Origin of the sequence: uncultured Chloroflexus sp. (assembly GCF_938091255.1) — a bacterium.
Lineage (GTDB): Bacteria > Chloroflexota > Chloroflexia > Chloroflexales > Chloroflexaceae > Chloroflexus.
This window is the reverse complement of record NZ_CALLJH010000006.1, coordinates 142,144-168,513: the sequence shown is the minus strand read 5'-3', so window position 1 is coordinate 168,513 and position 26,370 is coordinate 142,144. Positions and strand designations below refer to the sequence as shown.

25 protein-coding genes and 1 tRNA gene are annotated in these 26,370 nt (G+C 58.9%); 15 read left to right on the top strand and 11 right to left on the bottom strand.

Features of this window, described 5'->3' with window-relative positions; all coding sequences use genetic code 11:
- Positions 1-44 precede the first annotated feature (44 nt).
- The 3 genes from Q1A00_RS03145 to Q1A00_RS03135 all read right to left on the bottom strand — a co-directional run bounded on the left by Q1A00_RS03145 (position 45) and on the right by Q1A00_RS03135 (position 3,753).
- Entirely contained in the window at positions 45-1,967 is a 1,923-nt protein-coding gene (locus tag Q1A00_RS03145) for a heavy metal translocating P-type ATPase (RefSeq protein ID WP_298401807.1), read from the bottom strand.
- Between the two features lie 37 nt (positions 1,968-2,004).
- On the bottom strand, positions 2,005-2,787 hold the full coding sequence (locus Q1A00_RS03140; protein ID WP_298401810.1) for a TrmB family transcriptional regulator: 783 nt from the start codon (positions 2,785-2,787) through the stop codon (positions 2,005-2,007).
- A 75-nt stretch (positions 2,788-2,862) separates the two neighbouring features.
- The gene (locus Q1A00_RS03135; RefSeq protein WP_299755203.1) at positions 2,863-3,753 is read right to left on the bottom strand and encodes a dienelactone hydrolase family protein; all 891 of its coding nucleotides are present in this window, start codon (positions 3,751-3,753) and stop codon (positions 2,863-2,865) included.
- A 157-nt stretch (positions 3,754-3,910) separates the two neighbouring features.
- Between Q1A00_RS03135 and Q1A00_RS03130 the strand changes: the two genes are divergently transcribed.
- Positions 3,911-3,987, top strand: a tRNA-Arg gene (locus Q1A00_RS03130).
- Between the two features lie 95 nt (positions 3,988-4,082).
- Here the strand turns inward: Q1A00_RS03130 and Q1A00_RS03125 are convergent.
- Together Q1A00_RS03125 and Q1A00_RS03120 are read right to left on the bottom strand one after the other, a co-directional pair.
- Positions 4,083-4,961, bottom strand: a complete 879-nt coding sequence (locus Q1A00_RS03125; protein ID WP_298401816.1) for an anti-sigma factor — start codon at positions 4,959-4,961, stop codon at positions 4,083-4,085.
- Positions 4,962-4,975: 14 nt separating this feature from the next.
- Complete coding sequence (locus Q1A00_RS03120) at positions 4,976-5,575, bottom strand: sigma-70 family RNA polymerase sigma factor (protein WP_298401818.1); 600 nt, start codon at positions 5,573-5,575, stop codon at positions 4,976-4,978.
- A 345-nt stretch (positions 5,576-5,920) separates the two neighbouring features.
- On the opposite strand from Q1A00_RS03120, the gene Q1A00_RS03115 reads away from it, so the two are divergent.
- Positions 5,921-7,006, top strand: coding sequence for a polyprenyl synthetase family protein (locus Q1A00_RS03115; protein ID WP_298401821.1), 1,086 nt, complete (start codon positions 5,921-5,923; stop codon positions 7,004-7,006).
- Between the two features lie 51 nt (positions 7,007-7,057).
- On the opposite strand, the gene Q1A00_RS03110 is transcribed toward Q1A00_RS03115, so the two are convergent.
- Positions 7,058-8,209, bottom strand: a complete 1,152-nt coding sequence (locus tag Q1A00_RS03110) for a PAS-domain containing protein (protein ID WP_298401824.1) — start codon at positions 8,207-8,209, stop codon at positions 7,058-7,060.
- Between the two features lie 167 nt (positions 8,210-8,376).
- Between Q1A00_RS03110 and Q1A00_RS03105 the strand changes: the two genes are divergently transcribed.
- Positions 8,377-9,099, top strand: coding sequence for an SDR family oxidoreductase (locus Q1A00_RS03105; protein WP_299755198.1), 723 nt, complete (start codon positions 8,377-8,379; stop codon positions 9,097-9,099).
- Between the two features lie 154 nt (positions 9,100-9,253).
- Positions 9,254-10,330 (top strand): sigma-70 family RNA polymerase sigma factor, encoded by a 1,077-nt coding sequence (locus Q1A00_RS03100; RefSeq protein ID WP_298401830.1) that lies wholly within the window; start codon positions 9,254-9,256, stop codon positions 10,328-10,330.
- A gap of 40 nt (positions 10,331-10,370) precedes the next feature.
- Here the strand turns inward: Q1A00_RS03100 and malQ are convergent, their stop codons facing one another.
- From malQ to Q1A00_RS03085, 3 genes are all read right to left on the bottom strand, one after another.
- A complete protein-coding gene (gene malQ, locus Q1A00_RS03095) occupies positions 10,371-11,897 on the bottom strand; it encodes a 4-alpha-glucanotransferase (RefSeq protein ID WP_298401833.1) in 1,527 nt (508 codons plus the stop codon).
- Positions 11,898-11,990: 93 nt separating this feature from the next.
- Positions 11,991-12,899 (bottom strand): arginase, encoded by a 909-nt coding sequence (rocF, locus tag Q1A00_RS03090; protein WP_298401836.1) that lies wholly within the window; start codon positions 12,897-12,899, stop codon positions 11,991-11,993.
- Positions 12,896-14,101 carry an ArsA family ATPase gene (locus Q1A00_RS03085; RefSeq protein WP_298401839.1) on the bottom strand — a complete coding sequence of 402 codons (1,206 nt, stop codon included), beginning with the start codon at positions 14,099-14,101 and terminating at the stop codon, positions 12,896-12,898. Before Q1A00_RS03085 ends, rocF begins: the two co-directional genes overlap by 4 nt.
- A gap of 164 nt (positions 14,102-14,265) precedes the next feature.
- On the opposite strand from Q1A00_RS03085, the gene Q1A00_RS03080 reads away from it, so the two are divergent.
- A complete protein-coding gene (locus Q1A00_RS03080) occupies positions 14,266-14,784 on the top strand; it encodes a phosphoglycerate mutase family protein (RefSeq protein WP_298401842.1) in 519 nt (172 codons plus the stop codon).
- A 206-nt stretch (positions 14,785-14,990) separates the two neighbouring features.
- Positions 14,991-15,737: an NAD-dependent deacylase gene (locus tag Q1A00_RS03075; RefSeq protein WP_298401845.1), complete on the top strand. Its 747-nt coding sequence runs from the start codon at positions 14,991-14,993 to the stop codon at positions 15,735-15,737.
- 250 nt (positions 15,738-15,987) lie between these two features.
- On the opposite strand, the gene Q1A00_RS03070 is transcribed toward Q1A00_RS03075, so the two are convergent.
- On the bottom strand, positions 15,988-16,656 hold the full coding sequence (locus Q1A00_RS03070) for a hypothetical protein (RefSeq protein WP_298401847.1): 669 nt from the start codon (positions 16,654-16,656) through the stop codon (positions 15,988-15,990).
- 193 nt (positions 16,657-16,849) lie between these two features.
- On the opposite strand from Q1A00_RS03070, the gene Q1A00_RS03065 reads away from it, so the two are divergent.
- Together Q1A00_RS03065 and Q1A00_RS03060 are read left to right on the top strand one after the other, a co-directional pair.
- Complete coding sequence (locus Q1A00_RS03065) at positions 16,850-17,113, top strand: PspC domain-containing protein (RefSeq protein ID WP_298401849.1); 264 nt, start codon at positions 16,850-16,852, stop codon at positions 17,111-17,113.
- Positions 17,114-17,245: 132 nt separating this feature from the next.
- Positions 17,246-18,121: a fructosamine kinase family protein gene (locus Q1A00_RS03060; RefSeq protein ID WP_298401852.1), complete on the top strand. Its 876-nt coding sequence runs from the start codon at positions 17,246-17,248 to the stop codon at positions 18,119-18,121.
- A gap of 113 nt (positions 18,122-18,234) precedes the next feature.
- On the opposite strand, the gene Q1A00_RS03055 is transcribed toward Q1A00_RS03060, so the two are convergent.
- Complete coding sequence (locus Q1A00_RS03055; protein WP_298401854.1) at positions 18,235-18,453, bottom strand: DUF2892 domain-containing protein; 219 nt, start codon at positions 18,451-18,453, stop codon at positions 18,235-18,237.
- Positions 18,454-18,651: 198 nt separating this feature from the next.
- Between Q1A00_RS03055 and accB the strand changes: the two genes are divergently transcribed.
- From accB to Q1A00_RS03020, 7 genes are all read left to right on the top strand, one after another.
- Positions 18,652-19,191, top strand: coding sequence for an acetyl-CoA carboxylase biotin carboxyl carrier protein (gene accB / locus Q1A00_RS03050; RefSeq protein ID WP_298401857.1), 540 nt, complete (start codon positions 18,652-18,654; stop codon positions 19,189-19,191).
- Entirely contained in the window at positions 19,191-20,384 is a 1,194-nt protein-coding gene (gene xseA, locus Q1A00_RS03045) for an exodeoxyribonuclease VII large subunit (protein ID WP_298401860.1), read from the top strand. Before accB ends, xseA begins: the two co-directional genes overlap by 1 nt.
- Complete coding sequence (gene xseB / locus Q1A00_RS03040) at positions 20,377-20,574, top strand: exodeoxyribonuclease VII small subunit (RefSeq protein WP_298401862.1); 198 nt, start codon at positions 20,377-20,379, stop codon at positions 20,572-20,574. Before xseA ends, xseB begins: the two co-directional genes overlap by 8 nt.
- Before the next feature lie 17 nt (positions 20,575-20,591).
- A complete protein-coding gene (locus tag Q1A00_RS03035) occupies positions 20,592-22,541 on the top strand; it encodes a hypothetical protein (RefSeq protein WP_298401865.1) in 1,950 nt (649 codons plus the stop codon).
- Between the two features lie 58 nt (positions 22,542-22,599).
- The gene (locus tag Q1A00_RS03030; protein WP_298401868.1) at positions 22,600-22,980 is read left to right on the top strand and encodes a RidA family protein; all 381 of its coding nucleotides are present in this window, start codon (positions 22,600-22,602) and stop codon (positions 22,978-22,980) included.
- 87 nt (positions 22,981-23,067) lie between these two features.
- Complete coding sequence (locus Q1A00_RS03025; protein ID WP_298401870.1) at positions 23,068-23,853, top strand: hypothetical protein; 786 nt, start codon at positions 23,068-23,070, stop codon at positions 23,851-23,853.
- Positions 23,850-25,475: a flippase gene (locus Q1A00_RS03020; protein WP_298401873.1), complete on the top strand. Its 1,626-nt coding sequence runs from the start codon at positions 23,850-23,852 to the stop codon at positions 25,473-25,475. The genes Q1A00_RS03025 and Q1A00_RS03020 overlap by 4 nt, the downstream gene beginning before the upstream one ends.
- Positions 25,476-26,370: the final 895 nt, after the last annotated feature.

The following is a 26,370-nucleotide window of genomic DNA, read 5'->3' as shown; positions in this document are numbered from 1 at the left end:
TGATTTGGCAGCCCGCTTTCATCTTCATTCATCAACCGGCCATATCAGCGGAACATTAGCAGTCGCAAGCCGTTGAGCACCACGATGATCGTACTGCCTTCGTGCCCGACCACGCCAAGCGGCAATGGTACGCCGATAGTCAAGGTAGTCAACACCAGCACCACCACTACCGCCAGCGCGAAGGTGATATTTTGCCACACCACGCGCTGAGTGTGGCGGCTGAGGCGCAGCGCATAGGTAATCGCGCCTAAGTCATCGCGCATCAAGACCAGATCGGCGGTTTCAAGCGCAGCGTCGGTACCAGCAGCTCCCATTGCAATACCTACTGTTGCCGCCGCCAACGCCGGCGCGTCGTTCACGCCGTCACCCACCATTGCCACTGCCCCGTAGCGCTGGCGCAATTGCTCGACAATGCGCAACTTGTCGGCAGGCAATAAGCCGGCATGCACTTCATCAATCCCTAATCGGCGCGCCATCGCTTCAGCCACCTGCGGGTTATCGCCGGTCAGCATCACGATCCGCTCGATGCCGGCAGCGCGCAACTCGCCAATGCGTTGGGCCGCGTCGGGCCGCTCGCGATCCATCACTGCTACCAATCCTAACCACTGCTGGCCGCGCCGGGCCAGCAGTACGGTGCCTCGGCCTTGCGCCATCAACTCATCGGCGCGGGCCAACAACTCTGGTGGTACGGTCATGCCGGCTTCGGCAAATAGGCGCGGCGAACCGACTAGCGTCTCGACCCCGTCCCACGTTGCCCGCACCCCCATACCAGTGACGGCAGTGAACTGATCGGGGGGGGCGACCGTCATCCCGCGCTCTTCGGCGGCGTGCAAAATCGCGCGTGCAATTGGGTGCTCTGACGGCTGCTCGGCGCGGGCCACGATCGTCAAGAGGTCAAGCTCATTTATACCCTCTGTCGGCACCAGATCGGTGAGGGTCGGTTTGCCAAACGTGAGTGTGCCGGTTTTGTCAAATGCGATCACCCGCACGTTGCTCAGCTCTTCTAGATGCACGCCCCCCTTAAACAGCACCCCACGCCGCGCCCCAGCCGCAATCGCGCTCAGCAGCGAAGCCGGCACGCTGATGACCAGCGCGCATGGCGAAGCAACCGTGAGCAACACCATGCCGCGGTAGAAGGTATCGGCGAATGGCGCGCTGGTCAACACCGGCGTAGCGAGAATGAAGAGCGCTACTGCCACAATCACGCCAATCGCGTAGCGCTGCTCGAAATATTCGAGGAAGCTTTGCGACCGCGCCTTGCGCGCTTGCGCTTCGCTCACCATCGTAATGATGCGGGCCAAGGTGCTCTCGCTGGCCGGCTTGGTTACCCGCACCTCGAGCGCGCCGGTCTGGTTGAGCGTACCGGCCAGCACCGCCATGCCCGGCCCCCTCTGCACCGGCATTGACTCGCCGGTCAGCGCCGATTCGTCAAATGTGCCGTTGCCTCGCTCGATCACACCGTCGAGCGGCACCCGGTCGCCGGGGCGAAGCAGCACCACATCACCCACTTGCACCGCCTCCACCGGCAAATCGAGTTCGCGCCCGTCACGGCGCACAGTCACCGTATCGGGACGCAATTTCATGAGCGCGGTAATCGCCTGCTCGGTGCGCCGCATCGCATACGCTTGCAAGACGTTGCTCAGCGAAAAGAGGAAGAGCAAAATCGCGCCCTCGGTAAAATCGCCGAGGTAGCCTGCCCCTAACGCGGCCAGTACCATCAGCAGATCGACCTCGATCGACCAGTGGCGTAGCGACGCGATAATGGTGCGCACGGCGTAGAAGCCACCAAAAAAGTAGGTAGCAAGATGGACGGCTAGCATTATTGACTCTGGTGCGCCAGCTCCTTCCAACATTAGACCGACGATAATACCAACCAGAGTCAAAGCAACGAAGGCCGGTTCGAGGATCTCGTCGTTGAGCAGCAACGTCAGGCGCTGCCGGGGTGCTGTGTTAGAAATGGTGGTCATGACAATCTCCTCTCCGCCACCGGGTTGTATTGCCGAGTTACGAATGCAATACCTGCCGATCTTCGGGATCGAGGCGGGCCAGTAGATCATCGCCAAGGCGAGCAAAAATCCGCTGGGCGAACAGTTCCATCCAGATAAATTGGCGCGCGATCAAGACCATATTGCGGTTGGTAGTGACGGTAGCCGTCGTCGCCACATGGCCGGAAGCGATCAGAAACTCGCGTTCATCAGCCACAACGATCAACGTCTCGACCATCCCATGCAACTCGGTCTCACGTTTGGGATGGCGCACTACCTGCCCAAACGAGAAAGGCGCTTCACCGGTAAGGATGACGCCGAGCGCGACACCACGCGTGTGAGCAGCAGCAAGCGCCGGATAGAGCGCCGTGACGTCAGCATCAGTTAACACCAGCATCAACTCATGCTCGGCGCCTTCGATCAGATCACGTGCCGCTGCCAACGCTTCGCGCCTTCCGCTAAAATTCCACAGTCGGTCGCTCTCCTCGTGGCGGAAGAGCGGCATCAACTGGCTGCGCAATGCTTCAGCCCGCTCACGTGCTTCGCGCTCGTAGCGATCAAGCAGAATCGCCGGCGAGATCGGGCGGTACAAGGTCGCCTTCTCTTCAACCGATTTCAGCACTGCGCCGCGCGCTTCCAGCCGCCCTAACGCCTCGTAGACCATCGACCGCGGTACACCAGACAGCTTGCTGATCTGGTAGCCGGTAGCCGGATACTCGGTCAGCAAAGCGAGATAAACCCGCGCTTCGTACTCGGTTAGCCCCAGCGCCGTAAGTTGTTCGAGTAAGTTCGTCTCTACCATAGTTGTTCATTTCCGAACTACTAAAAGTGTACCACTCGGCACGAATTTCGTCAAGAGGATCTTTGCAAACGCTGTTCACCACCCGCAGACAAAGCGGTGGTGCAGTGCGCCGAAGAAGGTGATCGGCTGGGTTTGGGCAAAGCGTTCCGACAACCGCCGCGATGAAGACGGTTGGCCATGCAACGCCTCAGTTAGAAATGCGCGCAACAACTGCCATGCCTCGCCGGGAGCGCCGCCAGCGTTGATCGCTTCCATGCCGCCGACGAAAGCATGCGGCTGGCCGGGGAAGACGGTAAAGCGGGTGTCAACGCCTGCCGCTGTCAGATTACGCTCAAGCTGTTCGACCTCGCTCAGCGGGATCGAGGCATCGGCTCCGCCGAAGATGCCCAGCACCGGGCCGCGGATCTGGCGTAGCGCCTCAGGAGCAACGTCGGCCATGCCGTAAAAGATGCCGGTCGCCGCTACCGCCGGGTTGTGCAGGGTGTAGAGCAGCGACGTGCGGCCACCGTAACAAAAACCCATCACCGCAATCCGATCGGCCAGCACATCGGGCCGCGCTGTTAGCCACGCGAAGACGGCGTCTAAATCGGCTTGTACTTGTTCAGGAGGTGTGGTTGAAACCTGATAGATCGCGCGCGGGATCCACGTCGTGCTGGCGCCGCGGAAGGTGTCGGGGGCAATAACTACGTAGCCATCAGCGGCGAGCGCGGTCGCCTTTTCGATGATGTCAGGTCGTAATCCCCACCATTCATGGATCATAATGACCGCAGGATGCGGGCCGGGGGTGGTTGGCTCGGCGACAAAGGCCCGGATCGGGCCGGCGGGGCCGGGAATGACAGTATTGGTCAACGCCTCAACTCGTCCTGCTCCAATCAGCGCGTCCAGTGGAATGCTCAATGCTAAACCTGCGACCACCACCACGATTACTCCTACGATCCATCCCAGCACCCGGCTCAATCGTCGCATGCGACACCTCAATACTATGCTTCTCGCGCAGCCAAGCGTACCGCAGCGGAATGTAGCAGTTCACACAAACACTCTCTGCGTCCCTCGGCGACCTCTGTGGTAGACTCTTTGTCTCGTTGACAGCTCGCCGGCAATCGAGTATACTTTAGGCCGGAACGACTCCGTAGCTCAATTGGATAGAGCGTCAGCCTCCGGAGCTGAAGGTTGGTGGTTCGAGCCCACTCGGAGTCGCCAAACACGAGACCCGCCCTCAAGGGCGGGTTGCTTTATTTCTTGACAAACGCAACGGTGGTCGTAGGCCAAGGCGTCGCTCTGGCCCCAACCACTGCTCACAACGTTCCGGTTAAGATCACCTCAACCTCACCCGACGCCGCGTCGGTCGCCGGCTCGACCGTCACCATCACCTCGGTAAAGGCATTGACTTCGCGCGGCGCATTGACAATGAGCGTGGCTAACCCAGCCGCATCGACTTGGAAAGTGCCGGCGGCAATCCGCTGCACGCCATCGCTCAGCCAGAAGCGGTAGACTCGATCGGCCTGCAACGGCGGCAACCCGCTAAAGACGACCACGGCTTGCGACTCGCCGGGATACATATACATTTCTCCCCGCGCCGCGAGATTGGCCTTTGTCGGGCGCAGCTCACGGGTCGCCACACCGGGAGCGCTGACAAACGACACCAACAGCCGCTCGTGGGCAAGCTGCTCATTCAGGCGTGCAATCTGCTGCTCGGAGCGGGTCAACTGGGCAGCCAACTGGGCCTGCTGCGCTTCATTAGTAGCCACTGCTTGGCGCAAATCGTTGACCGCCGCCGCCAGTTGCTGGTTCGTCTCAGCGAGGGTCGCCACCTGCCCCTGTAGGGATACGGTCAAGCCGCCGAGAAAGAGTACCATCACTGCCAATATGGTGACCATCGCCGGCGCTAGCCAACCGGTGCGGCGCGATGAAGCAGGGCGGGCAACCGGCGCGCGCTGCGCTTGATCGGCGGCAATCCGCTCCATTAGGCGCGCGCGCACGTGGGCTGGCGGCGTAGCCGGCGCTGCCGCATACGGCAACAGGGCGACCGTTTCGCGCAACTGTTGCAATTCGGCACGCGCAGTGGGCGAAGTGTTCAGAAGCTGCTCGAGCGCCGCCAGATCGGCAGGATCAAGACTGCCCAACGCTGCGGCAGCGAGCAGTGATTGTTCGTTTTCGCGATCATAGTCGTGCATTGCCGGCTACTTTTCTAGTGGTCGTGCGGGTCTATGCCGTAGTGAAGCAATGCTTGCTTCAATTTCTGTAATCCAAGCCGGATCCGGGTTTTGATTGTTCCCAGCGGGCTTTGGAGATGATCGGCGATTTCGCGCTGCGATAGCCCGCCAAAATACGCCAGTTCAATCACTTCGCGCTGATCAGCCGGTAAATCGGCCAACGCATCAGTTATCAATCGGCGCCGTTCGGTTTCAATCGTCGCTTGTTCAACATTCTGCTGCTGATCAGGCAGTGATGATAACAGATCGTCGTCACTGCCAGCCGCCATTGGCCGTGCCTGCCGCCGCCGTAATTCGTCAATGCAGAGATTGCGCGTAATCCCGAACATCCACGGTAAAAAGGCGCTATTGGCTTGAAAGGTCGCCGAGCGCTTCCAAATCCGCCAGAACGTCTCTTGCACAACCTCTTCCGCCGGCTCCGCTGCACCGAGCATCCTCAGAGCGAGACCGTACACTACTCGCGAGTGCCGATCGTACAGTTGTGCTAACGCTGCGCTGTTGCCAGCCGCGACTAATTCCATTAATGCTTCATCGCTTAACTGGGCCAAACGGGCCGTATCGTGCGGTTGGACCACAGCCAACCCCTTATAAGATATACGCTCATCGCCCCGAATTGGATGCCTCTCAATCCGGTGATGTGCGAAGATTCCACGCAACTATTATACACGGCGCAAACGCTTTTCGGAAAACAGCGCCTTACCGCTCGTCACCCGTGCGTTTTTATCCTAAATGTGGTACAGTTATATTGAATTGAGCCATATGTTTGACAGCCGTACTGAATATGTTATAGTTCAGGTTGTGGCGAATATCACAAGGTGATAATACATCACCTGTCTCTCTGGCAAGGCGCGCCACAATCGCCGGATCGTCGTCGCCTCCGGCGCCAGACCGGCTCGGCGATCCTAGGAAGGAACAGCCGCATGGCCGGCTACCAACCGCAACTCAATCCGTCGGGATCAGTTTCGTTGCCCGAGGCTCGCATACCAACAACAAATAACCACCACAGCGCCGGCGAATTGCCACCGCAAACTGCTGGCGGCTTGGCCGGCATCTTTCACCGCGCCAATATTTTGGCTGATCTTGGCGCGATCGAACAACGGCTCCTCGAGCGCACCCATTCGCGCGTGGCGGTGATCAGCGCTGCCGGCGCGCACACGGTGCGTTCCGGCGGTAAGCGGCTGCGTGCCGCACTCGCTGTGCTGGCTGCTCGCCTCGGCCACTATCACCTTGACCGCGTGCTGCACCCGGCAGCCGCCGCCGAATTGATTCACGCCGCGTCGCTCGTGCATGACGATTTGGTCGATCAGGCGAACCGCCGCCGGGGCCAGATCACTGTCCATGCCCGCTGGGATAACGACGTGGCGTTGATGGTCGGCGACTACTTCTTTGCCCTCGCCGCCGCCGAGATGGCGCTTAGCCCCGACCCACGCATTATCACCTTTTACGCCGAAGCGGTGCAAACTATTTGCGAGGGTGAGTTGAGCCCGGTAACAGTTGTCGAGCCGTTCGACCGCGCCCTGCGCCAGTATCTCTACAAGACCGGCGCCAAGACGGCAGTACTGTTTGAAGCAGCTTGCAAGGCCGGGATGGTGGCCGGCGGCGGCAGCGATGAGCAGATCGCGGCCATAGGCCGTTATGGCTATGATCTTGGGATGGCGTTCCAGATCGTCGATGACGTGCTCGACTTTATCGGCGATGAGCGGACGCTCGGCAAGCCAGCCGGCAACGATTTGCGCCAAGGCACGATTACGCTCCCGCTTATTTATGCCACTGCTGCTTCGCCAAGCCCGTTACTGCGCGATGTGTTAACCCAAACAACACCGGCAGATGCACTGGTCGCCGAAGTTATCCGTGAGGTTATTGCCGTTGGAGGTGTCACCGCTGCTCAAACTGAGGCCGAGCGCTACATCGAGCAGGCAATCGCCCATCTCAATATTTTCCCGCCGAGTCCGGCACGGCAGGCCCTCATTGACATTGCCCATTTTGTGATCGAACGCACCGTGTAGAGGCACAGCGGCGCCGCTCCTCTTCGCGGTAGGCAGCAGCGCTGCACCTCTTCACAACCCACTATGCCGCAACGCATAGCGCACGCCATCACGCAGATCGGCGCGAGTGATGATGTTGTTTAAATCAACTCCTAACGCAACCAATGTCTGCGCGACATCGGGGCGAATGCCGGTCATTACCAATTGCGTCCCCAGTAAGCGCACCGAGGTGGCGCATTGCAAGATGGCGTGCGCCACCTGTGTATCAATGACCGGCACTCCGGTCACGTCAAGCACTACCACTCGCGCTTGCCGCTGCTGCACCGTATGCAGTAATGCCTTAATCAGCATCGCCGTGCGCGCGCTGTCAAAGGCGCCTACCATCGGCGCTAACAGCACCCGCGGCGCCACTTCTAGCAACGGCGTTGAAAGCTCGGCTAACAACGCGGCTTGCGCTGCGATGACCTCTTCGCGGATTGCCAACTGCCGGCGCAGCTCTTCGGCTTGCTTAATGTCGGTAATGTCGATCCGCAACCCAACCACGCCGCCATCAGCCGTGCGCCGCTCAACGATCCGGATCCATCTCCCATCGGCAAGGCGCTGCTCAATCGGCGCTAGCTCAGCATGCAACCGTAACCGCTCAGCCACCCATTCCTCTACTCGACCAATCGCTTCGGCGTACTGCCCCCGCTCAGCACCGACACGAATGAACTCAGCAAAAGGACGCCCCGGCGTGATCAGATCGGCGCTAATTGCGTAGAGTTCGCGGTAACGCCGGTTACAGAAGACGATCCGATCCTCGGCGTCGAGCAAGAGAAAGCCCTCTTCAAGGCTATCGAGCGCGCTTAAGATTACTTCTAACTGCTGCTCGGCGGCGCGCTGCGCCGTCAACAACGCCGTGACCTCAACCACTTGGGCTGTCAACGCTGTTTCACTGCACCGGATTGCTACCTGCGCGTGCCGCGACCGATCGCAACGCAGCGGTGCAGCTAACTGTAAGGGCGGATCATCCGGCGCGAGCGTTGCCACCCACAATCGGGCCGCAGCGAGATCGTGCTCATCCCACGCTAATACGCCGGCGCAAGCAGCGATCAAGTCGTGGGGCCGATCACCCGTCTCGCTTAACTCCAACCACAAACGATTACACTGCACTGGCCCGTCCGTCGGCGCATACGCGGTAGGCAACGGCAACGCATCTAGCATTGCATAGCTCTCGTTGGTCATAGGAAGCGATCGTGTAAGAGCGGATGACGCCTCTGTATTATAACGCAGTCTACAATCGCCCGATGTATCTGAATGCCGGTTGATCTGGCTCGCGACAACGAGGCGAAGTGTGGTATAACCATGATAGGTTTGCAAAAGTTTTGCAAAGCTCTGACAGGAGGACTACAATGACTCTCACCGGAATGCATGCGTTGGTCACCGGCGGCGGTCGCGGATTAGGACGGGCCAGCGCGCTCGCACTGGCAAAGGCCGGTGCAACGGTTTCGGTGCTGGCCCGCAGCGCCGATGAAGTCGCCGAGACGGTCTGGCTGATTGAAGAGGGCGGGAGAGAAGCGTTGGCCCTTTCCGCCGATGTGCGCGAGAGTAGCCAACTCGAACAAGCTGTTGCCCAAGCCCGCGCCCGCTTTGGCCCCATCCGGGTCTTGGTCGCTGCCGCCGGCATTGGCCTGCGCGCGCCTATCTACGAAACTAGCGAAGCCCAGTGGGATGCAGTAGTTGACACCATACTCAAGGGGGTGTTTCTCAGTGCACGGGCTGTCATCCCCGATATGATCGAAGCCGGCGGCGGCAATATCATCATCGTCGGCGCTCCGCTCGACCGTATCGCCGTGCCCGGCTTTGCCGCTTACTATGCCGCCAAAGCCGGCGTTGACGGCTTGGCGCGGGTGATGGCGAAAGACCTCCGGCGCTTTGGCATCAATGTCAATCTCGTCCACCCCGGTGGCTTTGCCGACACCCAAATGGTGCGTACCACCGTCCCTGAAGTTCGCACCGGCTTGCTTAGCCCCGACGAAATTGGGCCGGCGGTAGTCGAACTCGCTGCGCTGCCGCCGCGTAGCCAAACCGGCCAAACTATCGATGCACACGCGCGCAGATTGGCTCAAAATTAGTCTGTTCATGGTCTTGACAAAACCTGTGCAAAGATCGAAAATATACACATCCGAAATCTTTGAGGCGGCGTATATCTAGACAGAGAATAATCAACGCCCCGCAAAGAGACAGCATCCGCGCTGTCGCTGCCAGCCGGAGACAAGGAGTACTGCCGTGAAAGCCTTCCCTCAGAATCACCCAGCCGACAGTGAAATCGAACCGGAAGAGTCCGTTGAGGCCGCCGAACTCGATGCTGAGTGGGATGGCGATGTAGAACTCATCGTGGAAGACGAGGAGTTGATCGAGCCAGTCGAAGACCTCAGTGATGAGAGTGATTTTGAGGCGGTCGAGGATTCGGTGCAGCTCTATCTGCAAGAGATTGGGCAGGTACCGCTGTTGACCGCCGAAGAAGAGGTCGAGCTGGCCCAGCAGTACAGTCGCGGCAAAGAGGCGCGCCGGCGGTTGCAACACGAGCAGTACGCCAATGACCGCGAGCGGATGCGGCTAGAGATGGAAGTGGCCCGTGGTGAAGAAGCGCGCCGTCGCCTTATTCAAGCCAACCTGCGTTTGGTAGTGAGCGTGGCCAAGAAATATATCGGCAGCCCAATGGCCTTTATGGATCTGGTGCAAGAGGGCAATATCGGCCTGATGCGCGCCGTCGAGAAGTTTGACTATACCAAGGGCAACCGTTTCAGTACCTACGCTACGTGGTGGATCCGGCAAGCGGTGACGCGCGCCATCGCCGAGCAGAGCCGCCTCATCCGGTTGCCGGTTCATCTTAGCGAGTCGATCGCTCATCTGCGCCGTGCCATCTACCGGCTTGAGCAGGAGTTTGAGCGCGAGCCGACCGCCGAAGAGCTAGCGCATGCGCTCAATATGAGTTTGCGTAAGGTAAAGCGGCTGTTGCGCGCTTCAACCCAGCCGATTTCGCTCGAGCAACCGCTCAACAACGAGCAAGAGGGCCGCGTTAGCGAGACGCTGGCCGACGAGACGGCGGTTTCGCCGATGGAAATTGCCGAACAGAATATGTTGCAGGCTGAGATCACGGCAGCGCTGAATGAGTTACCCGAACGCGAGCGCAAGATTTTGCAGTTGCGCTACGGCTTGCTCGACGGCCAGCGCCGCACGCTCGAAGAGGTGGGAGCCACTTTTGGCATCACTCGCGAACGCACGCGCCAGATTGAGGCCGAGGCCCTCCGCCGCTTGCGCCATCCCAGCGTCGGGCACCGGCTGTATGGGTATCTGGATTGAGACACCAGTATAGATGTACGGGCGGGTTCGAGACCCGCCCTTATGATTCATACCTCGCCGGTTTCTGTTCTGCCAGCGGTTCTCGCCCGTACAGCGCCGTTAGGTAGGCTAGATGGTGCGCATGATCAATAGTGAGTTGCTCAGGCCGCATCCGCCATGCCCAATTGCCTTCGGCTCGCCCCGGAAGATTCAGTCGCGCCCACGACCCTAACCCCAACACGTCTTGCATCGGGATGATTACCGTGTCGGCAACCGACATCAACGCCGCCCGGATGAAATCCCATGCAATTGTTTCGTCGCGCGCGCCGAGGTAGTTGCGCACATGTTGGCGAGTATGCTCATCGAGGGTTGACCACCATCCTACCGTGGTGTCGTTGTCGTGCGTGCCGGTATAGACCACGAGATCGCGGGTGTAGTTGTGCGGCAAATAGTTGCTCGACGCATCACCGCCCCATGCAAATTGCAACACTGCCATGCCCGGAAAGCCGAGTTGCCGTCGCAGCTCGTCTACATCCGGCGTGATCAGCCCCAAATCCTCGGCAATAATCGGCACTGACCCTAACTGCGCACGTACCGCCGCAAACAGCGCCGCGCCGGGGCCGGGAACCCAACGGCCTTCCGTGGCGGTGGCGGCTTGCGCCGGCACTTCCCAGTAGGCGGCAAAACCGCGGAAGTGGTCGATCCGCACAATATCAACGAGACGAAACAGCAGCCGGAAGCGTTCGATCCACCAGTCGTAGCCGCGTCGAGCCAAGACCTCCCACCGGTAGAGCGGGTTGCCCCAGCGCTGACCGGTTGGACTAAAGTAATCTGGCGGCACTCCGGCGACTACAGTGGGGTTGCCTTCAGCATCGAGGTGGAAGATCTCAGGGTTAGCCCAGACATCCGCGCTGTCATAGGCGACAAAGATCGGCAAGTCGCCAATAATCTGCACTCCACGTTGGTTGGCGTAGTGGCGTAACGCCGCCCACTGGGTAAAGAAGACCCACTGCAAGAACTGTTGGAACCGGATCCGGTCAGCTAATTGCCGGTGCGCCGTCTCGATCGCCGCCGGTTCGCGCCGGGCCAGCCCTAGCTCCCAATGATTCCATGGCTCGCCGTGATAGGCCTCTTTCAGCGCAGCGAACAGGGCAAAGGTGTTGAGCCACGCTTGCTGTTCGGCGCAGAACTGTTCAAAAGCGGCGCGTTGCTGGCTGTCAGCCTGTGCGGTAAAGCGGGCAAAGGCCCATTCGAGCCGGGTCAGCTTCCATGGAATGACTGCGCCATAGTCAATCCAGTCGCTGTATGCGCCCGGCGCATCTTGCAACGCCCCCTCATCGAGCCAGCCCGCCCGCGCTAATTGTTCCAGTGAAATCAACAATGGATTGCCGGCTAGCGCCGAGAGGCCAGCATACGGCGAATCGCCGTAACTCGTCGGGCCAAGCGGCATAATCTGCCACCGCCGCTGCTTCGCCGCCGCTAACCAATCAACAAAGCGATAGGCTGTATCGCCAATATCACCAATCCCGCCAGCGCCCGGCAACGCCGAGGGATGTAAAAGAATGCCGCTGACCCGCCGATCATACATGGTATCACCTCGGAAACGCACAATGCCACTATTTCGTTGTATGCGCAATTATAACACAGGAAACGAATTGAGTGAGGATGAACCAGCATCCGTTCACAGAATCCGTTTGCCCAACGCCGACAACGCCAATTCGACGGCTAGCTCGGCGGTGGCATTGCGCTCATCGAGGATAGGATTTACCTCAACGATATCGAGGCTGCGTAACGCGCCACTCTCGGCGATCAGCTCCATCGCCAGATGAGCTTCACGCGCCGAGATGCCGCCGCCGACTGGTGTGCCGACGCCGGGAGCTTCACGGGGGTCAACTACATCGAGGTCAAAGCTGAGGTGAAAGCCGTCGGTGCCTCTGGTCGCAATCGCTAACGCTTGCTCCATCACCGCTGCCATCCCGCGCCGGTCGATCTCGTGCATGGTAAAGACGGTAATAGCGGAAGTGCGCAACGCTTCCCGCTCAAGCGGATCGAGATCGCGCACGGCGATTAAGACCACCTGCGCCGGATCAAATGCTGGCGTCCGACCCGCTAGACTGGTCAGTAGCGGATGGCCACGTCCGCTAAGAACGGCAAGTGGCATCCCGTGGATATTGCCGCTCGGTGTGGTGTGTTCATCGTTAAAATCGGCGTGCGCGTCGATCCAAATGAGGCCAAGGCGACGACCGCGTGCGCTGCCACTCGCCGAGCCGATCGTAAGGCTATGATCGCCGCCGAGGATCAGTGGTACCATTGCTTGCGCGGTGATGTTGCAGACCAGATCGGCTAACCGTTGGCACACTTCAGCAATTGGCTCAAGGTAACGAAGCCGTGATTCGGGCGGCGGCAGCGGCGTTGTCTCGACCATTGGCGTGGTCAAATTGCCGAAATCAACCACCTGATAACTAAGGTCATGTAACCGGCGGCTGAGACCGGCATAGCGTATCGCGCTCGGCCCCATATCTACGCCGCGCCGCCCCGCACCAAGATCGATTGGCACGCCGAGAATGGCAACCCGCCTTTCGCTAGTCATGAGGTGGCTGGCTCCTCTTCTTTGTCGCTCGTTAGCGGCAATGCTTCCGGTGGGCCAAAGAAGACTTCTAGCACTCCGTTGCGGAAATACGCCCGCCGCGCCGGTCGCTCGGCGAGGGTGGTGGGCAAGAGCATGTCACGCCGAAAATTGCCGATTTCGATAAACAACTCATCGCCGCGTTTGGTCATCGAAACTTTGCCAATCTCGACGTGCGGCAACGGCAAGCGCAAGACGTATTCGTCACCTTGCTTGACAATCTCTTGCGTTTTGCCAATAAAATGCACCTTAACTGGGTCATCATCGCCGAACAATTGCTGACCAACCATCGATAGATCGTTGATCCCGGCCAAATCACGCGCATAGTAAGGGCTTTCCCAAATCGGTAGCGGACGGAAGAGGTCATAGACCATCTGGCGATAACCCTGCTGGATGCGGGCCAGCTCTTGCATAAATGCGCCTTCAACCTGATCGACCGGCAACACCCGGTTGAGCACGACACCATCAACCGGATACCCAAACAGGGCCAGATAGGTCGAAGCGCGCTGCGCCTCTTTGATCACCATCCGTTCAGGGTTGACGACGAGCCGGTATGAGCTGACCTGCGGATCGGTTAGCGTCGCCCGCAACGCTTCCACACCCTTCGTTAACCGCTCAAGTTTCGCAAAGACATCAGTCGCCGGCACCAATTGTTTGACCAGCGGGCGGGCCACTTTCAGCGTGGTCGGTTCCCAGTCCATCACCCGCGCCGCATACCACTGGAAGGTCTCCGGCATCGTCAGTAAGCGCACCGTTTCCCCGGTTGGCGCTGCGTCAACAATCACGACATCAAAGTTGCCATCGCGGGCTTGCCGGCGGATGTGGAGCAAGCTCACAACTTCTTCCATGCCGGGAATAATGGCCAATTCTTCAGCCGCCACTTCATCAACCCCGCGCCGGCGTAGCAGATTGCTCAAATAGACGCGCAGTTCACCCCAGTGTTGGCGCACTTCATCGAGCACATTAATCTCTTGCCCCCATAACCGTTCACCGATCTGGGTCGGCAGTGACCCCAGCGGGGTGTCAAGGGCATCGGCCAAACTATGCGCTACATCGGTACTCACGACTAGCGTGCGATAACCTAGCTCGGCTGCCCGCACCGCCGTCGCCGCCGAGGTCGTGGTCTTGCCAACGCCGCCCTTGCCAAGATAGAGGATCAGCCGCATTGATGCATCCTTTGTCTGTTTGTCGCCACGAAAAAGTCGCTCATCTTGCTGATGCGACGCCGCATCAATTGTATCTGTTGCAATTCAGCCCGTCAATAAGCTATGGTACACTACCTACGATGATACTCGATCATCACTGCTACATCAAGGTGTAAGGATTACCAGTGCTTTCTGATCTGTTTCTTATTCGTCATGGGCAACCGGTGCATCATCCGGCTATCCCCTATCAATTGCCGCCGGGGCCTGATCTGTCCGAACGTGGCCGCGCCGAAGCGCGGCAAGTCGCCGCATTCTTAGCAGATAAGGGTGTCGAAATCCTCTTTGCTTCGCCGTTTGCCCGCACGACCCAAACGGCTGAGGTGCTCGTCGATACGCTCGGTTTGCCGGTTACGTTCACTGCGCTGGTGCAAGAGCATGCGCCGAGCGAGTCGTTTGACCATGTGCGCGCGCGGGTACGCGAGTTACTGGCCGGACTAGCCGATTCTCCCTACCAGCGGGTAGGTATCGTCACCCATGGCTCGCCGATCCGGGCTTTTTTACTTGAACTAAGCCACGATCAGATCGATCTGAGTGGGCACGTGTATCAGGGTGGCAACCCTGCGCCTACCTGTGGGGTCTGGCATATAACCTTCAATCATCAGCGCGCTTGCCGGTTTGAATTGGTCTTTAAGCCAACAGGTTAGCTCAATGCACCCTTGGGTTTGTGCCTTGCCCCTGCCAAGGGTACGAGGATATAACAGAAGCAAACATACGCGGAACTGAGTGCGGTGGGGAAGGGGCTACGAATGGACACAGATAGCGCGTGTGGCATCGTTCTAAACTCCGTATACCTCTGCGCCTTCGCGCCTTTGTTTACGTTTCGCGTTTTTCATAAGGGAAAGGCATAGCTATGAGCGACCTCGACCTTGTGATGGCTGCCTTCGCTGACCGTCTACGCACTGCCCGTCACGTCGCCGTACTAACCGGCGCCGGCATCTCAGCCGAGAGCGGCATTCCTACCTTTCGCGATGCTCAGACTGGCCTCTGGTCACACTTTAATCCCGAAGAACTGGCCTCGCCGGACGGCTTTGCCCGTAACCCGGCCTTAGTCTGGCGTTGGTATGCCGAACGGCGAGTGAAGGCCTGCGCCGCCCAGCCTAATCCGGCCCACTATGCACTGGCGGAATTGGCCAAGCGCGTGCCGCACCTGACCCTGATAACCCAAAATATTGATGGTCTTCATCAGCGGGCCGGCAGTCCCTGCGTTATCGAATTGCACGGCAGCCTGCATCGCGCCCGCTGTACAGTCGATGGCTCGGTGCATACAACGTGGGATTATGACGAGGAATTGCCGCACTGCCCGAATTGCGGCGCGATGCTGCGCCCCGATGTGGTTTGGTTTGGCGAACTGTTGCCGCGGCGGGCGCTGGAAATGGCATGGGAGGCTGCACTCGATTGTGATGTTTTTATGTCAATTGGAACATCGGGCGTGGTCGAGCCGGCGGCGTCATTACCGCGAGTGGCGCTTAGCCACGACGCAGCGGTGCTCATCCTCAATCTCGAACAAACTACTGCTGCTCGCCCGCCGCTCTTTACCATCAGCGGCAAAGCTGGCGAGGTGTTGCCGCGGTTGGTCAGGGAGGCGTTTGACCGGTAAACGCGATCTCTCTCCTTGCGAGGGGCAGTAGGTCACAGCCTGCTAGAGTGGGGCGGTCTATCCGCAGCTATTTCCTACTCTCGCGCAGACCAATGGCGCGCAGGCATCCCCACGCTCGCGAGGAATTGCGTTGCCGCGCGGCGGACCGAGCGCGGCTCGGCTCCTACCGCTCGGCTCACAATGCCGTACAATGCCGCCATCCCACAAGGTTGACCTTGCAAGATGGCGGGGTAAAGCAGGAGGCAGGTGTTCACTGCATCGCGGCAGTCGCTGCTTGGCGGAAGGCATTCACCGCAGCGTCAATCACCTTTTGCGGATCGCCCCCGACAGAGGTCACCATCGCGCGCAGCGTTTCCCCGTTGCGCAACCGCGAGCGAATGGTTGCCACATCGAGCCCGGTCTGATCGGCTGCTGCCTGAATCAGCCACCCTAGCGTGCTGCGCTCGGCTGCTTTGGCCGCCCGATCGGCTAACTGCGCGCCCACCGTCGTATCGTTGACCAAGGTTGTCGCCCGCTCGCGAATGGTGGTCAGCATCTGATCAGCCTCAGCCTGCGTCATACGCCCTTTGCTCACCGCTTGATTGAGCCGCACCTTGGCCGCATCCACCACCGCCTGCACCAACGCATCGCCGCTGCTACCATTGGCAGATGCGATCTGGGCCAAACTCCGGCCATTCTGCAACTCGACGCGAATCGTCGCCATATCAAGACCGGTTAGATTTTGCAGGGCTTTGATCAATTGCCCAACGTTGACTGTGCCCACGCCACGCCAACCGCCGCCGCCTCTCCCGTATGCCACCTCGACCGGAGTCGAATGGGGTGCTACTGCTTGCGCTGCACTCACCAACGCCGGCTGGCTCCAAAGCAGGGTCAACGCCAACGCTGCGCCAGCGAGACCACTAAACAGGGTTCGTTTCATGGTATCTCCTCCGTGGTGTCGTTGTGCTGCAAAGTGCCCCGACTGATCCGGGGTCAGATGTACTCTAGCACCCAACTTTGAAGAAATTATGAACCGGCAACGAGCAACTTGAGGAGACGGCTGCAACAATGTTGCGCCGGCAACGTCATACAGACAGGTATCGCGTAGCGATAGATAGCAAAGGAGAAGTGTTATGGCAACCACTCGCTTAACACGCAGCGCCACCGATAGCATGATCGGCGGCGTGTGCGGCGGCCTCGCCCGCTATTTCGGCATCGACAGCACGATTGTCCGGCTGGTGTTCGTGTTAGCGGTGCTGAGCGGTCTCAGCCCACTCATCTACATCGTGCTCTGGATCATTATGCCGAAAGAGGAATTGGCGCAGCCTACACCGCCAGCCCAAGACCCCACCGGTGAATGGAAGTACGATCCGTACACCGGCCAGCGGATCCGATAACCGATCTGCAAGTGATACGGGCGGGTTTCAAACCCGCCCGTACCAGTTTCCGCCTCCCATCTCCCCAGCATTGACGTCTCGGCGTACTCAGCGTATGATTCCGGTAACACCAGTATCTACCGCGCCAAACCGATGAACCTGCCAACCGCCGTCGCCAACCTGATCACCACCGCGCTTGGCCGCCCGATCGAGCGGGTCGATCACCTCGGCGGCAGCTTTGGCGCGCGCCTTGCGCGCGTCACGATCGGCGGGCAACGCTTTGCCCTCAAGTGGGCCGCTAGCGGAGCGCCAGCGGCGATGGTGGCTGCCGAAGCGCACGGTCTGCGCACGCTTGCCGCCGCCAACGCCATCCGCGTGCCTACGGTCGTCTTCGCATGCGAGGCCAATGACCACCAACCCGCCATCGTGCTCAGTGAATGGATCGCAGGCGATGGCCACCCCCCCGATCCAGCCCAACTTGGCGAACAGCTCGCTGCGCTGCACCGCCACACCGGTGCTGCGTATGGCCTTGAGCGCGATAACTTCATCGGCGGCACCCCGCAAATCAATGGCTGGATGGATGACTGGATCGCCTTTTTCCGCGAGCGACGCCTGTGGCCGCAGATCGAACTGGCTGCTCGCAACGGTCTCTTGCCTGCGCATCGCCGACAGATGCTCGAACGAGTTGTGAGCCGGCTTGACGAGTGGCTGAGCGGCGTGCCGCGCGTTCCTTCGCTCATTCACGGCGATCTGTGGAGTGGTAACGTGATCGCTGGCCCCGGCAGCGCGCCGGTCTTGATCGACCCCGCCATTTCGTACAGTGACCGCGAGGCCGAACTGGCCTTTACCGAACTCTTCGGTGGCTTCTCGCCCCGTTTCTACGCCGCGTATCAGACGGCATGGCCGCTCGATCCCGGCTACCGCGACCGGCGCGCGCTCTACAACCTTTACCACTTGCTCAACCATCTGAACCTGTTCGGCGAAGGCTATGGCACGCAGGTTGACGCAGTAGCTCGCCGGTATGGATAGGCACCACGTGAACGAACGTCTGATTAAACAGTTCTGTGAAAAGCATATAGAGTACGGCAGTTAACCTGCCGTACTCTATCAAAAAGTAGCACGCTATTCGCGCAGCCTATCGCTTAGCGCGTCTGGTTCTGTTCACGTGTGCGTTTGCAGGTATTAATACCAAAGACCCAATATAACGGGCATACTGCATAAGCCGCTGTAGCAAACATAATCAGCGCGAGAAACCCAGTGATAACCTGCAACCAGAAGAGCTGGCCAAACAGCGAAATCAACCCGAACGTCATCGTCAACACGAGACGAATATCACGATCAAGCGTGCCTACATTGCGCATAGTAACAATCCTTTCCCTCAACCTTTCTCGTGCCTAGCATAACAATCTTGGCTACGCTTGTTGGTGAAGATCTCACTACTGAGCGTAATGATTACTCATTTGCATTGTAAGGCAGGAAGTCAGACCATGCCATTTCGAAGAGGATTGACTCTTGTGCTACAATAGGGCAGTTTCGCCGAGACTATGCTGTGGGGAGCTATGAAGGACGAAACCACTGAAATGCCAATTGATCAGAATGATCCGTTCGGTTTGGCTGCTGTGCGCGATCTGTTGCATATGCTCGAGGAGAGCGATGTGTACGAAATCACGATCGAGCGCGGCAATGCCAAGTTGCATGTCAAACGCGGCCAGCCTAGCCCTAGCGGCGTGATCTATTCTGCACCGCTGCCCGCCGCACCGCTCAGCGCACCGCTCAGCGCACCCCTGCCAACCACACCAGTGACGCCTTTCGTCCAACCGCCGCCAACGCCAGAGGGGCCGCCGGTCGAGATGCCGGCTGGTCATACGATTACCGCACCAATGGTCGGCACCTTCTATGCCGCTCCCTCGCCGAAAGACAAGCCGTTCGTGCAGGAAGGCGATGAGGTGCGGGTTGGCGATACCGTCGGCATTGTTGAAGCAATGAAGATGATGAACGAGATCGAGAGTGACGTCGCCGGACGGGTGGCGCGCATTCTGGTCAAGAATGGGCAGCCAGTTGAGTACGGCCAGCCGTTGATGGTGATTGAACCGCTTTGATGCGCGCTTTTTCGGTGTCTGACTTGAATAGCGCTCTGCGCGCTCATCTGGAAGGCGACGGCTTGTTCTTCGACCTTTGGCTGCTAGCTGAAGTCGTGGAATTCCGCCGCTACCCTTCAGGGCACTGCTACTTTACCCTGAAAGATGAGCAAGCGAGCATTCGGGCCGTGCTCTGGCGCAGTGCCGCCGACCGGCTGGCAAAGCTGCCGGCCAACGGCGAGGCGGTGCTTGCCCATGGCCGAGTTGGCTTCTACGAAGCCCGTGGTGAAGTGCAGTTCGTCGTTGATCAGATCGTGCCGGCGGGGGAAGGCTTGCTCAACGCGCAACTCGAACAACTGCGCGCCCGCCTCGAAGCTGAAGGGTTGTTCGATGAGCGCCGCAAGCGACCATTGCCTCCCCTGCCGCGCCGGATCGGGATCGTCACCTCGCTCCAAGCGGCAGCGCTGCAAGATATGCTGACCATTTTCCGCCGCCGCTACCCGCTCGCCGAAATCGTATTATCACCGTGTCTGGTTCAAGGCGAATTGGCCCCGGCTAGCATTGTGGCTGCGCTCCGCCGCATCTATGCCGAACCGGTCGATCTCGTGATCGTAGCCCGTGGCGGCGGCGCCAGCGAGGATCTGGCGGCGTTCAATGATGAACAGGTGGTGCGGACAGTTGCTGCCAGCCCGGTGCCGATGATCACCGGTGTTGGCCACGAGACCGATACTACCTTGGTTGATGCCGTAGCCGATGTACGCGCCCCAACCCCTTCCGCCGCCGCCGAGTTGGCTACTCCGGAAATGGTCGCTCTGCGTCAGCGGGTTGCCGAGTGGCGCGAACGCGCCGCAAACGCCATGCTGGTCTACCTCGATGAGCAACGCCGCACAATTGCCCAGCAGACCAGCACGCTCCAACGCAACCATCCCCGCCGCCGCTTCGATGCCGCTCGCCAAACGGTTGATGAACTATCCCGGCGAGCCGAGCGCGCATTCGAGCGATGGCTCACCCTCGAACAAACCCGTTTGCAGGGTATGCAGGCTCGCCTGCATACCCTCAGCCCGCAAGCGACGCTGGCCCGTGGCTATGCGATCGCACAACGCGCCGATGGGCAAGTCGTTACCGATCCGGCGCAGGTGCAAGCGGGCGAGTCACTCCACCTCACGTTACGCGCCGGTACGCTGCTCGTCGCTGTAGAGGATCTCCATGAGTGAACCAACTGCCGTTGAACAGTACGAGACGTTGCTGGCCGAGTTGCAAGCAGTGGTAGAACGGCTCGAGCGCGGCGAGCTATCACTTGCCGACGCATTGCGCCTCTACGAACGTGGCGCTGAACTGGCTGCAGCTTGCCAGCAATTACTCGATGCCGCCGAATTGCGCGTGCGCCAGCTCGATAGCGCGTAACCGGAGCCTGAGTCGTCATGAGCGTCTCAATCGCGGAAAAAGTCTATCGTTACCCGCTTCGTCAGCGATGGTGGCGCGCGACACTGGCGAATCTGCTGGTGATCGCTAGCCTTGGCATTACTGTGTACCAGCTTCTCCGCGGTATCGTAACTGCTAGCGAACCAGTGGCGCTCTGGTTGCGCCGCACGCCATGGCTCCGCCCGCTCTACGATGGACTTTCACCGCTGCCGAGCAATCTGAGCTTATGGTTTCCAGAAGCGCTAGCGATGCTGCTGTGGGCTGCAGGTGGCTTGTTTATCGCGTTAGTCCTCCGCAACGCACTGCCGGCTATCCGAACCAGCACCCGTGGCCTGCTCGTCGAGTTTGCCGGCGGCTGGCTGCCAGTGGCTTGGGAAGATATGCAACAGATCCATGTCACCGGCGATGAGGCCGGCCAGCGCTTTATATTGCTGGTGATCCCCGCCAAACAAGCCAAGCGTCTGACCGGCTGGCATCGGGTGTATGGTTTGTTGTACGGCACAACTTTCCAGCCGGCCTTCTTGATTTCGTCATCAATCGAGAAATTTGACGATTTACTGAATACCATCCTGCAAGAGAATAACCGTGCAATCCGTGGGGTTGAAGGTGTACAGCCAGTAATGGTTGACGAACAACGCCGCTCACCCCTGTTTGGCCTGTTCTTGCGTGACGCTTCCGTCGAACTATCGGCTGCCAATACCGTCTTACCGCCAACGACCGCGCCAGAGGTGACGGCTACTCTCCCTGCATGGTCATTGATCAGGATCGCTCACCTCAGCGTGATAGTGCTTGTTCTGATCTTTGGTCTGCTGCACTATCGCAGTTACTGGGATCGAGCGCTCACTCTCATGTTTCCAGAGTTGCGCAGTAACCCTTCGCTGCTGTGGGTCAGTCAAGATCCAGTCTATCGCGCGATTTTTCTTGCCTATCAAGGCGCCAGTGTACCCTTTTTCGGCTTCGCCGAACGGCCCGACCTGCCGGCCCCAATGTGGCTGCTGATCGCCGCCCATCTGCTGCTTGCGCTCGTGATCGCTCTGGCTTTCGCATTGCTGATCGCTATCCCCTCGTCAGCTATTGCTGGTCAAAACGGGATGATCGTGCGCTTTCTCCCCCGTCCGGTGCCATTCGCACGCACTCTTCCGTGGGCGAGTATCAATGCGTTTCAGGTGATCGATCTCGGCTTTGGCCGTAGCATCGCTTTTGTCCAATCACCAGCGCTGCCGTGGCTCAGCCGGCTGTGCGGCTTGATAGTGACGGGGAAATGGACGCCGGGAGCCATCTTGATTGGCACAATGAAGAACTGGCCAGCATTGATCGAACGGTGCGAAGAACGCTTAGGCCATCTGCCGCCAATCCACAATACGCCCCGCTTCCAACCAGCGGCGTTTATGCCTAACCTGCAACTGATTAGCCAGCCGATGGCAACGATCACTGCGCTAAAAGCGGAATTGGCCGCCACCGACGCAACGACAACCAATCTGCTGTGGCGAGCTGGCAGGGTGATGCTCGTGGTATCATTGCCGCTGGGGTTGATGTTTGCCGTTCCTGCCTTGATTGACGGTGATCGCTGGCCAGAACTCGGCATTATCTTGGGCGGGATTAGCTTTTGGCTGGCTGGCTTGCTCGAATGGCCGCTGGTCGTGCTGATTTCGCTGATCATTCACGGCGTGCTCGACAACGACCAAGAGCAGGTTCATATTTTCACGTTCTACCCGCTGGTGCAGATGCCGCGCCTGTTGCCGCTGCTACTGGCCCTGATTTGCCTCATTATCAATCTGCCATGGCTGGCCGCTATCCTCTGGCTTGCTTCCCTCGCGATTGCCTACTGGGTGACAGTGGCGCTCTGGGTGGATGTGTACGAGTGGGAAGGTGCGCAGGCGATTCTGGGCGGTCTGCTACCGGCGATCTGGCAGCTTTTTGTGATGGTGGGATTCTGGCTGTTACGGTAAAATTGGCGTTGCAAACCTATTGGTGGTATTCAGAGTAATTATAGAGGGGATATTGACAATGGATCGCATCCGTATCGCTACCGAAGCTGCGCCGGCAGCGATTGGGCCGTACTCGCAAGCCATCCGGGCGGGCAACCTGATCTTTGTGTCCGGGCAGTTGCCGATCAATCCAGCCACTAACGAGATGATCACTGACGACATCGGCGCGATGACCCGGCAGATCTTTGCGAATATTGCCGCTATTTTGCACGAGGCGGGCAGCTCGCTCGACCAGATCGTGAAGACGACCGTCTTTCTGGCTGATTTGAACGACTTTGCTGCGATGAATGCCGCATACGCCGAGCATTTTGGCAACGCGCCGCCGGCCCGTTCAACTGTGCAGGTGGCCCGTTTGCCCCGCGATGCCCGGATCGAAATTGAAGTAATTGCGTTGGTGTAACAATTCACGCGCATCGTTTGCCGCTGTCGCGCGGTATTCATGATGAGATGATCACGTTGCCTTCCCTCAGTGGATTGGAACAACCGGATGCGACAGCGTGCTCCTTTTATCGCCATCCTGATTGGGACGCTCGTCACCATCGCATGGTTCCAGCGTCCCGACGGCAAATTGCACGTTATCTTGTTGCCGACCGCCGGCGATGCCGTTCTCATCCAATCGCCCGGCGGTTTGTTTACGCTGATTGATGGCGGGCGCGACCCGACCGATCTGGCAGTTGAATTGGGCGCATATCTGCCGTTTTGGCAACGCCAGCTCGCGGCCACAGTGCTGACTCGCGCTGTTGAGCACAATCTGCCCGGCCAGTTGGGCGCGCTGCGGCGATACCGGCCTGCGCTGGCGCTGGCGCAAACCATACCTAAGGGGGAATGGCACGATCTCATGAACGGCATGGCAACGCCGGTTCGTCAATTGCAAGCCGGGCAACAGATCAATCTCGGCGGGGCGCGCTTGCGCGTGCTGGCAACGAATGATGGCGATGACGGCGGCGCAGTGTTGCTCATTGAATATCGCGCGACCCGTGTGCTCATCCACCACGGCGGTAGCGCTGGCGATGCGGCCCTCGCCACACTGGCCGGGCAAACGATTGATCTGCTCATCTATCCTTGGCAACGACCGATCACAACGCCGGCCCTGCGCGATCTGCGCATGCGCGCTGTCGCCTTCAGTACCGGTTTTGAGGCCGATGATCCTGCGTTAGCTAGCTTCCACGAACGGCAACAACTGGCACCACGCCTGTACCATCCCAAACTCGACGGTGCGATCCATCTCATCAGTGATGGTCGCCGAACAACAATTACTACCCAACCGCCATGAACGACCGTCTCGGACTCGTGTTACTTCTCATCGGTGCGGCCCTCGCGCTGCTCAGCGCGGGCGCGTTCCTCTGGCAGCGGTTCTACCGCGACGATCCGGCCAATGCAGCTCGCCGCATTTTCAAAAATAGCGCCGTCACCTTTGGCTTGCGCATGTTTGTGCGCGGGTTGGATACCGTTATCCTGTTTTTGCTGGTCGGCGCGCTCGATCCGGCGGCGCTGGGAGCGTACAACACAGCGGCGCTGCTCGTGGCGCAATACCTCGCCACCTTCACCGAATTCGGCCTTGGCATCTTGCTTACCCGTGAAGTGGCGCGCCATCCTGACGCTGCCCGCCGGTTATTTGGTGTCACACTGGCGCTGCGCCTGCTACTCATCATCGCGGCGGCTGCGCCGGTAGCATGGCTGGTTATCGCCAGCTACAATCTCATCGGCGCAGTTGGGCTAAGCGAACCGCTCACCGCCGACGGCCAATTGGCGATCTGGATTTTGCTGCTGACCCTCGTGCCGAGCGCCTATAGCGGCGCGGTCACGGCGCTCTACAATGCTGCCGAACGTATGGAAGTGCCGGCGGCGGTGGAAGTGTTGACCGCGTTGCTCAGTTTTCTAGCTCGCATCGCCGTGCTTGGATTGGGATGGGGCGTGATCGGGTTGGCATGGGCAGCAGTGTTGGTCAGCTCAATCACCGCTGTGATCTTTTTCGGGTTGCAAGTGCGCACCTTCTTTGCTCCTACCCTTAGCTTCGATGCCGCTGCGATCCGCACCCTCGTCCCGCAGGCGCTGCCGTTGATGCTAAACAACCTGCTCAGCGTCATCTTTTTTCGCTTCGATCTCTTCATCGTGCGCGCCTTTGGTGGTAGCAACGCCGATCTGCTAGTGCAGCAGTACGTCTTGCCCTACCAATTGCTCAATATCGCGCTGGTGCTACCGCCGGCCATCACCTTCGCTGTTTTCCCGCTCTTGGCACGGCGAGCCGGTGGTGCGCGCAGCGAACTGGCCAGCGCCCAACAACGCACGCTACACCTGTTACTCTTCATAGCGTTCCCGCTGGCCATGGGCATGACCCTGCTGGCTGACGATCTCGTTTGGATCTTCACCCGCCGCCGCTTTGCCGAATACCTGCCGTCAGTGACGGTGCTAGCGGTGCTGGCTTGGTTCTTACCACTCTCGTTTACCAACGGTCTCTTGCAATACGTCCTGATCGCCATCGAACGGCAGACCGCCATCACCCGTGCTTTCGTCGCCGGCGCAATCTTTAATTTGACCGCTAACCTGATCGCAATCCCGCTCGCTATCCGGCTGGGCCGGCCCGAAGACGCTTTGCTAGCGGCGGCCATCATCACCATCACGTCGGAAGTCGTGCTGTACGCCGTCTTCCGGCCCGTGCTGCATCAAGAAGGCTTGCCACCGGGCATCATGAAGCTCATGTGGCAACCGGCGCTCGCCAGTCTTGCAATGGCCGCCGTGATGCTGCCGGCCATCCTCTGGCTACCGGGGTGGATTGGCAGCCTATGCGCGGTATTCATTGGCCCGCCGGTGTACCTAGCAGCCCTGTGGCTCATTGGTGCGATTGGAGGCGAAGAAATAGCACTGGCAAGACGAATTATCGGACGTGCGCCGTAATCTGATAAAGTAGAAACGCACAAACAAGTTCCAAAGAATATCCATTCTGCAGGTGTATGTCTAATACTTTCATCATAAACAAAGGAGCGGAACACAAACGCCGCGCTACATTGGGACAGTTCTTCACCCCACCATACATTGCCGATCTAATGGCAGCGTGGGTAAATCCCTTGCCGGAAACCATCACGCTCCTTGATAGCAGCATTCGTGCGCAGAGTCTGCCGAGAAGACAGCGCAACTACTCGCCAAATTCACATAACTGCCTTTGAGTTCGATCCCTCCCTGACTCGACCACTTATCCGATGTATCACTGAATGCAAGCGTCTGTGTGAAGAAAAGAACATTATCTTTACAGCCGACATTCGTAATGCTGATTTCCTTACCACGGTAGTACCGATTGTACGCGGTGAACTGTTTGCCGATACACTACCACCATTCAACATTGCATTAATCAACCCACCTTACCGGAAAATTCGCAGTGACTCAGAGTATCGTCGTCTTCTGCGATCAGCAGGAATTGAAACGAGTAACTTATATGCGGGGTTTCTTGCACTTATGAATGCGGCTCTTACACCTGAAGGCCAATTGGTTTCAATTACTCCACGCAGCTTCTGCAATGGCCCATACTTTCGATATTCCAGAGCATGAGTATGTTCTTGATAGAAGTGAACATACACGACTACCAGCAACCCTTGCTGATTCTTGGATTAGCGGTGTCAACAGGAAGGATCGTCGATTTTCGCGTGAAACCCTTTCTTCGTACTGAAATGGGAGAAGGGAGCGTTCCTCTCTTTTATCCGCAACACCTCTCCAATGGGTCAGTTCACTGGCCAAAAGACAGTATAAGAAAGCCACGAGCTATCTTTCGTTGTCCGGAGACAGAAGACCTATTGGT

Excerpts from the sequence above, each read along its gene's own strand:
- Q1A00_RS03145 (WP_298401807.1), bottom strand. The coding sequence starts at position 1,967 with ATGACCACCATTTCTAACACAGCACCCCGGCAGCGCCTGACGTTGCTG.
- Q1A00_RS03140 (WP_298401810.1), bottom strand. The coding sequence starts at position 2,787 with ATGGTAGAGACGAACTTACTCGAACAACTTACGGCGCTGGGGCTAACC.
- Q1A00_RS03135 (WP_299755203.1), bottom strand. The coding sequence starts at position 3,753 with ATGCGACGATTGAGCCGGGTGCTGGGATGGATCGTAGGAGTAATCGTG.
- Q1A00_RS03125 (WP_298401816.1), bottom strand. The coding sequence starts at position 4,961 with ATGCACGACTATGATCGCGAAAACGAACAATCACTGCTCGCTGCCGCA.
- Q1A00_RS03115 (WP_298401821.1), top strand. The coding sequence starts at position 5,921 with ATGGCCGGCTACCAACCGCAACTCAATCCGTCGGGATCAGTTTCGTTG.
- Q1A00_RS03110 (WP_298401824.1), bottom strand. The coding sequence starts at position 8,209 with ATGACCAACGAGAGCTATGCAATGCTAGATGCGTTGCCGTTGCCTACC.
- Q1A00_RS03105 (WP_299755198.1), top strand. The coding sequence starts at position 8,377 with ATGACTCTCACCGGAATGCATGCGTTGGTCACCGGCGGCGGTCGCGGA.
- malQ (WP_298401833.1), bottom strand. The coding sequence starts at position 11,897 with ATGTATGATCGGCGGGTCAGCGGCATTCTTTTACATCCCTCGGCGTTG.
- rocF (WP_298401836.1), bottom strand. The coding sequence starts at position 12,899 with ATGACTAGCGAAAGGCGGGTTGCCATTCTCGGCGTGCCAATCGATCTT.
- Q1A00_RS03085 (WP_298401839.1), bottom strand. The coding sequence starts at position 14,101 with ATGCGGCTGATCCTCTATCTTGGCAAGGGCGGCGTTGGCAAGACCACG.
- Q1A00_RS03075 (WP_298401845.1), top strand. The coding sequence starts at position 14,991 with ATGAGCGACCTCGACCTTGTGATGGCTGCCTTCGCTGACCGTCTACGC.
- Q1A00_RS03070 (WP_298401847.1), bottom strand. The coding sequence starts at position 16,656 with ATGAAACGAACCCTGTTTAGTGGTCTCGCTGGCGCAGCGTTGGCGTTG.
- Q1A00_RS03065 (WP_298401849.1), top strand. The coding sequence starts at position 16,850 with ATGGCAACCACTCGCTTAACACGCAGCGCCACCGATAGCATGATCGGC.
- Q1A00_RS03060 (WP_298401852.1), top strand. The coding sequence starts at position 17,246 with ATGAACCTGCCAACCGCCGTCGCCAACCTGATCACCACCGCGCTTGGC.
- Q1A00_RS03055 (WP_298401854.1), bottom strand. The coding sequence starts at position 18,453 with ATGCGCAATGTAGGCACGCTTGATCGTGATATTCGTCTCGTGTTGACG.
- accB (WP_298401857.1), top strand. The coding sequence starts at position 18,652 with ATGAAGGACGAAACCACTGAAATGCCAATTGATCAGAATGATCCGTTC.
- xseA (WP_298401860.1), top strand. The coding sequence starts at position 19,191 with ATGCGCGCTTTTTCGGTGTCTGACTTGAATAGCGCTCTGCGCGCTCAT.
- xseB (WP_298401862.1), top strand. The coding sequence starts at position 20,377 with ATGAGTGAACCAACTGCCGTTGAACAGTACGAGACGTTGCTGGCCGAG.
- Q1A00_RS03035 (WP_298401865.1), top strand. The coding sequence starts at position 20,592 with ATGAGCGTCTCAATCGCGGAAAAAGTCTATCGTTACCCGCTTCGTCAG.
- Q1A00_RS03030 (WP_298401868.1), top strand. The coding sequence starts at position 22,600 with ATGGATCGCATCCGTATCGCTACCGAAGCTGCGCCGGCAGCGATTGGG.
- Q1A00_RS03025 (WP_298401870.1), top strand. The coding sequence starts at position 23,068 with ATGCGACAGCGTGCTCCTTTTATCGCCATCCTGATTGGGACGCTCGTC.
- Q1A00_RS03020 (WP_298401873.1), top strand. The coding sequence starts at position 23,850 with ATGAACGACCGTCTCGGACTCGTGTTACTTCTCATCGGTGCGGCCCTC.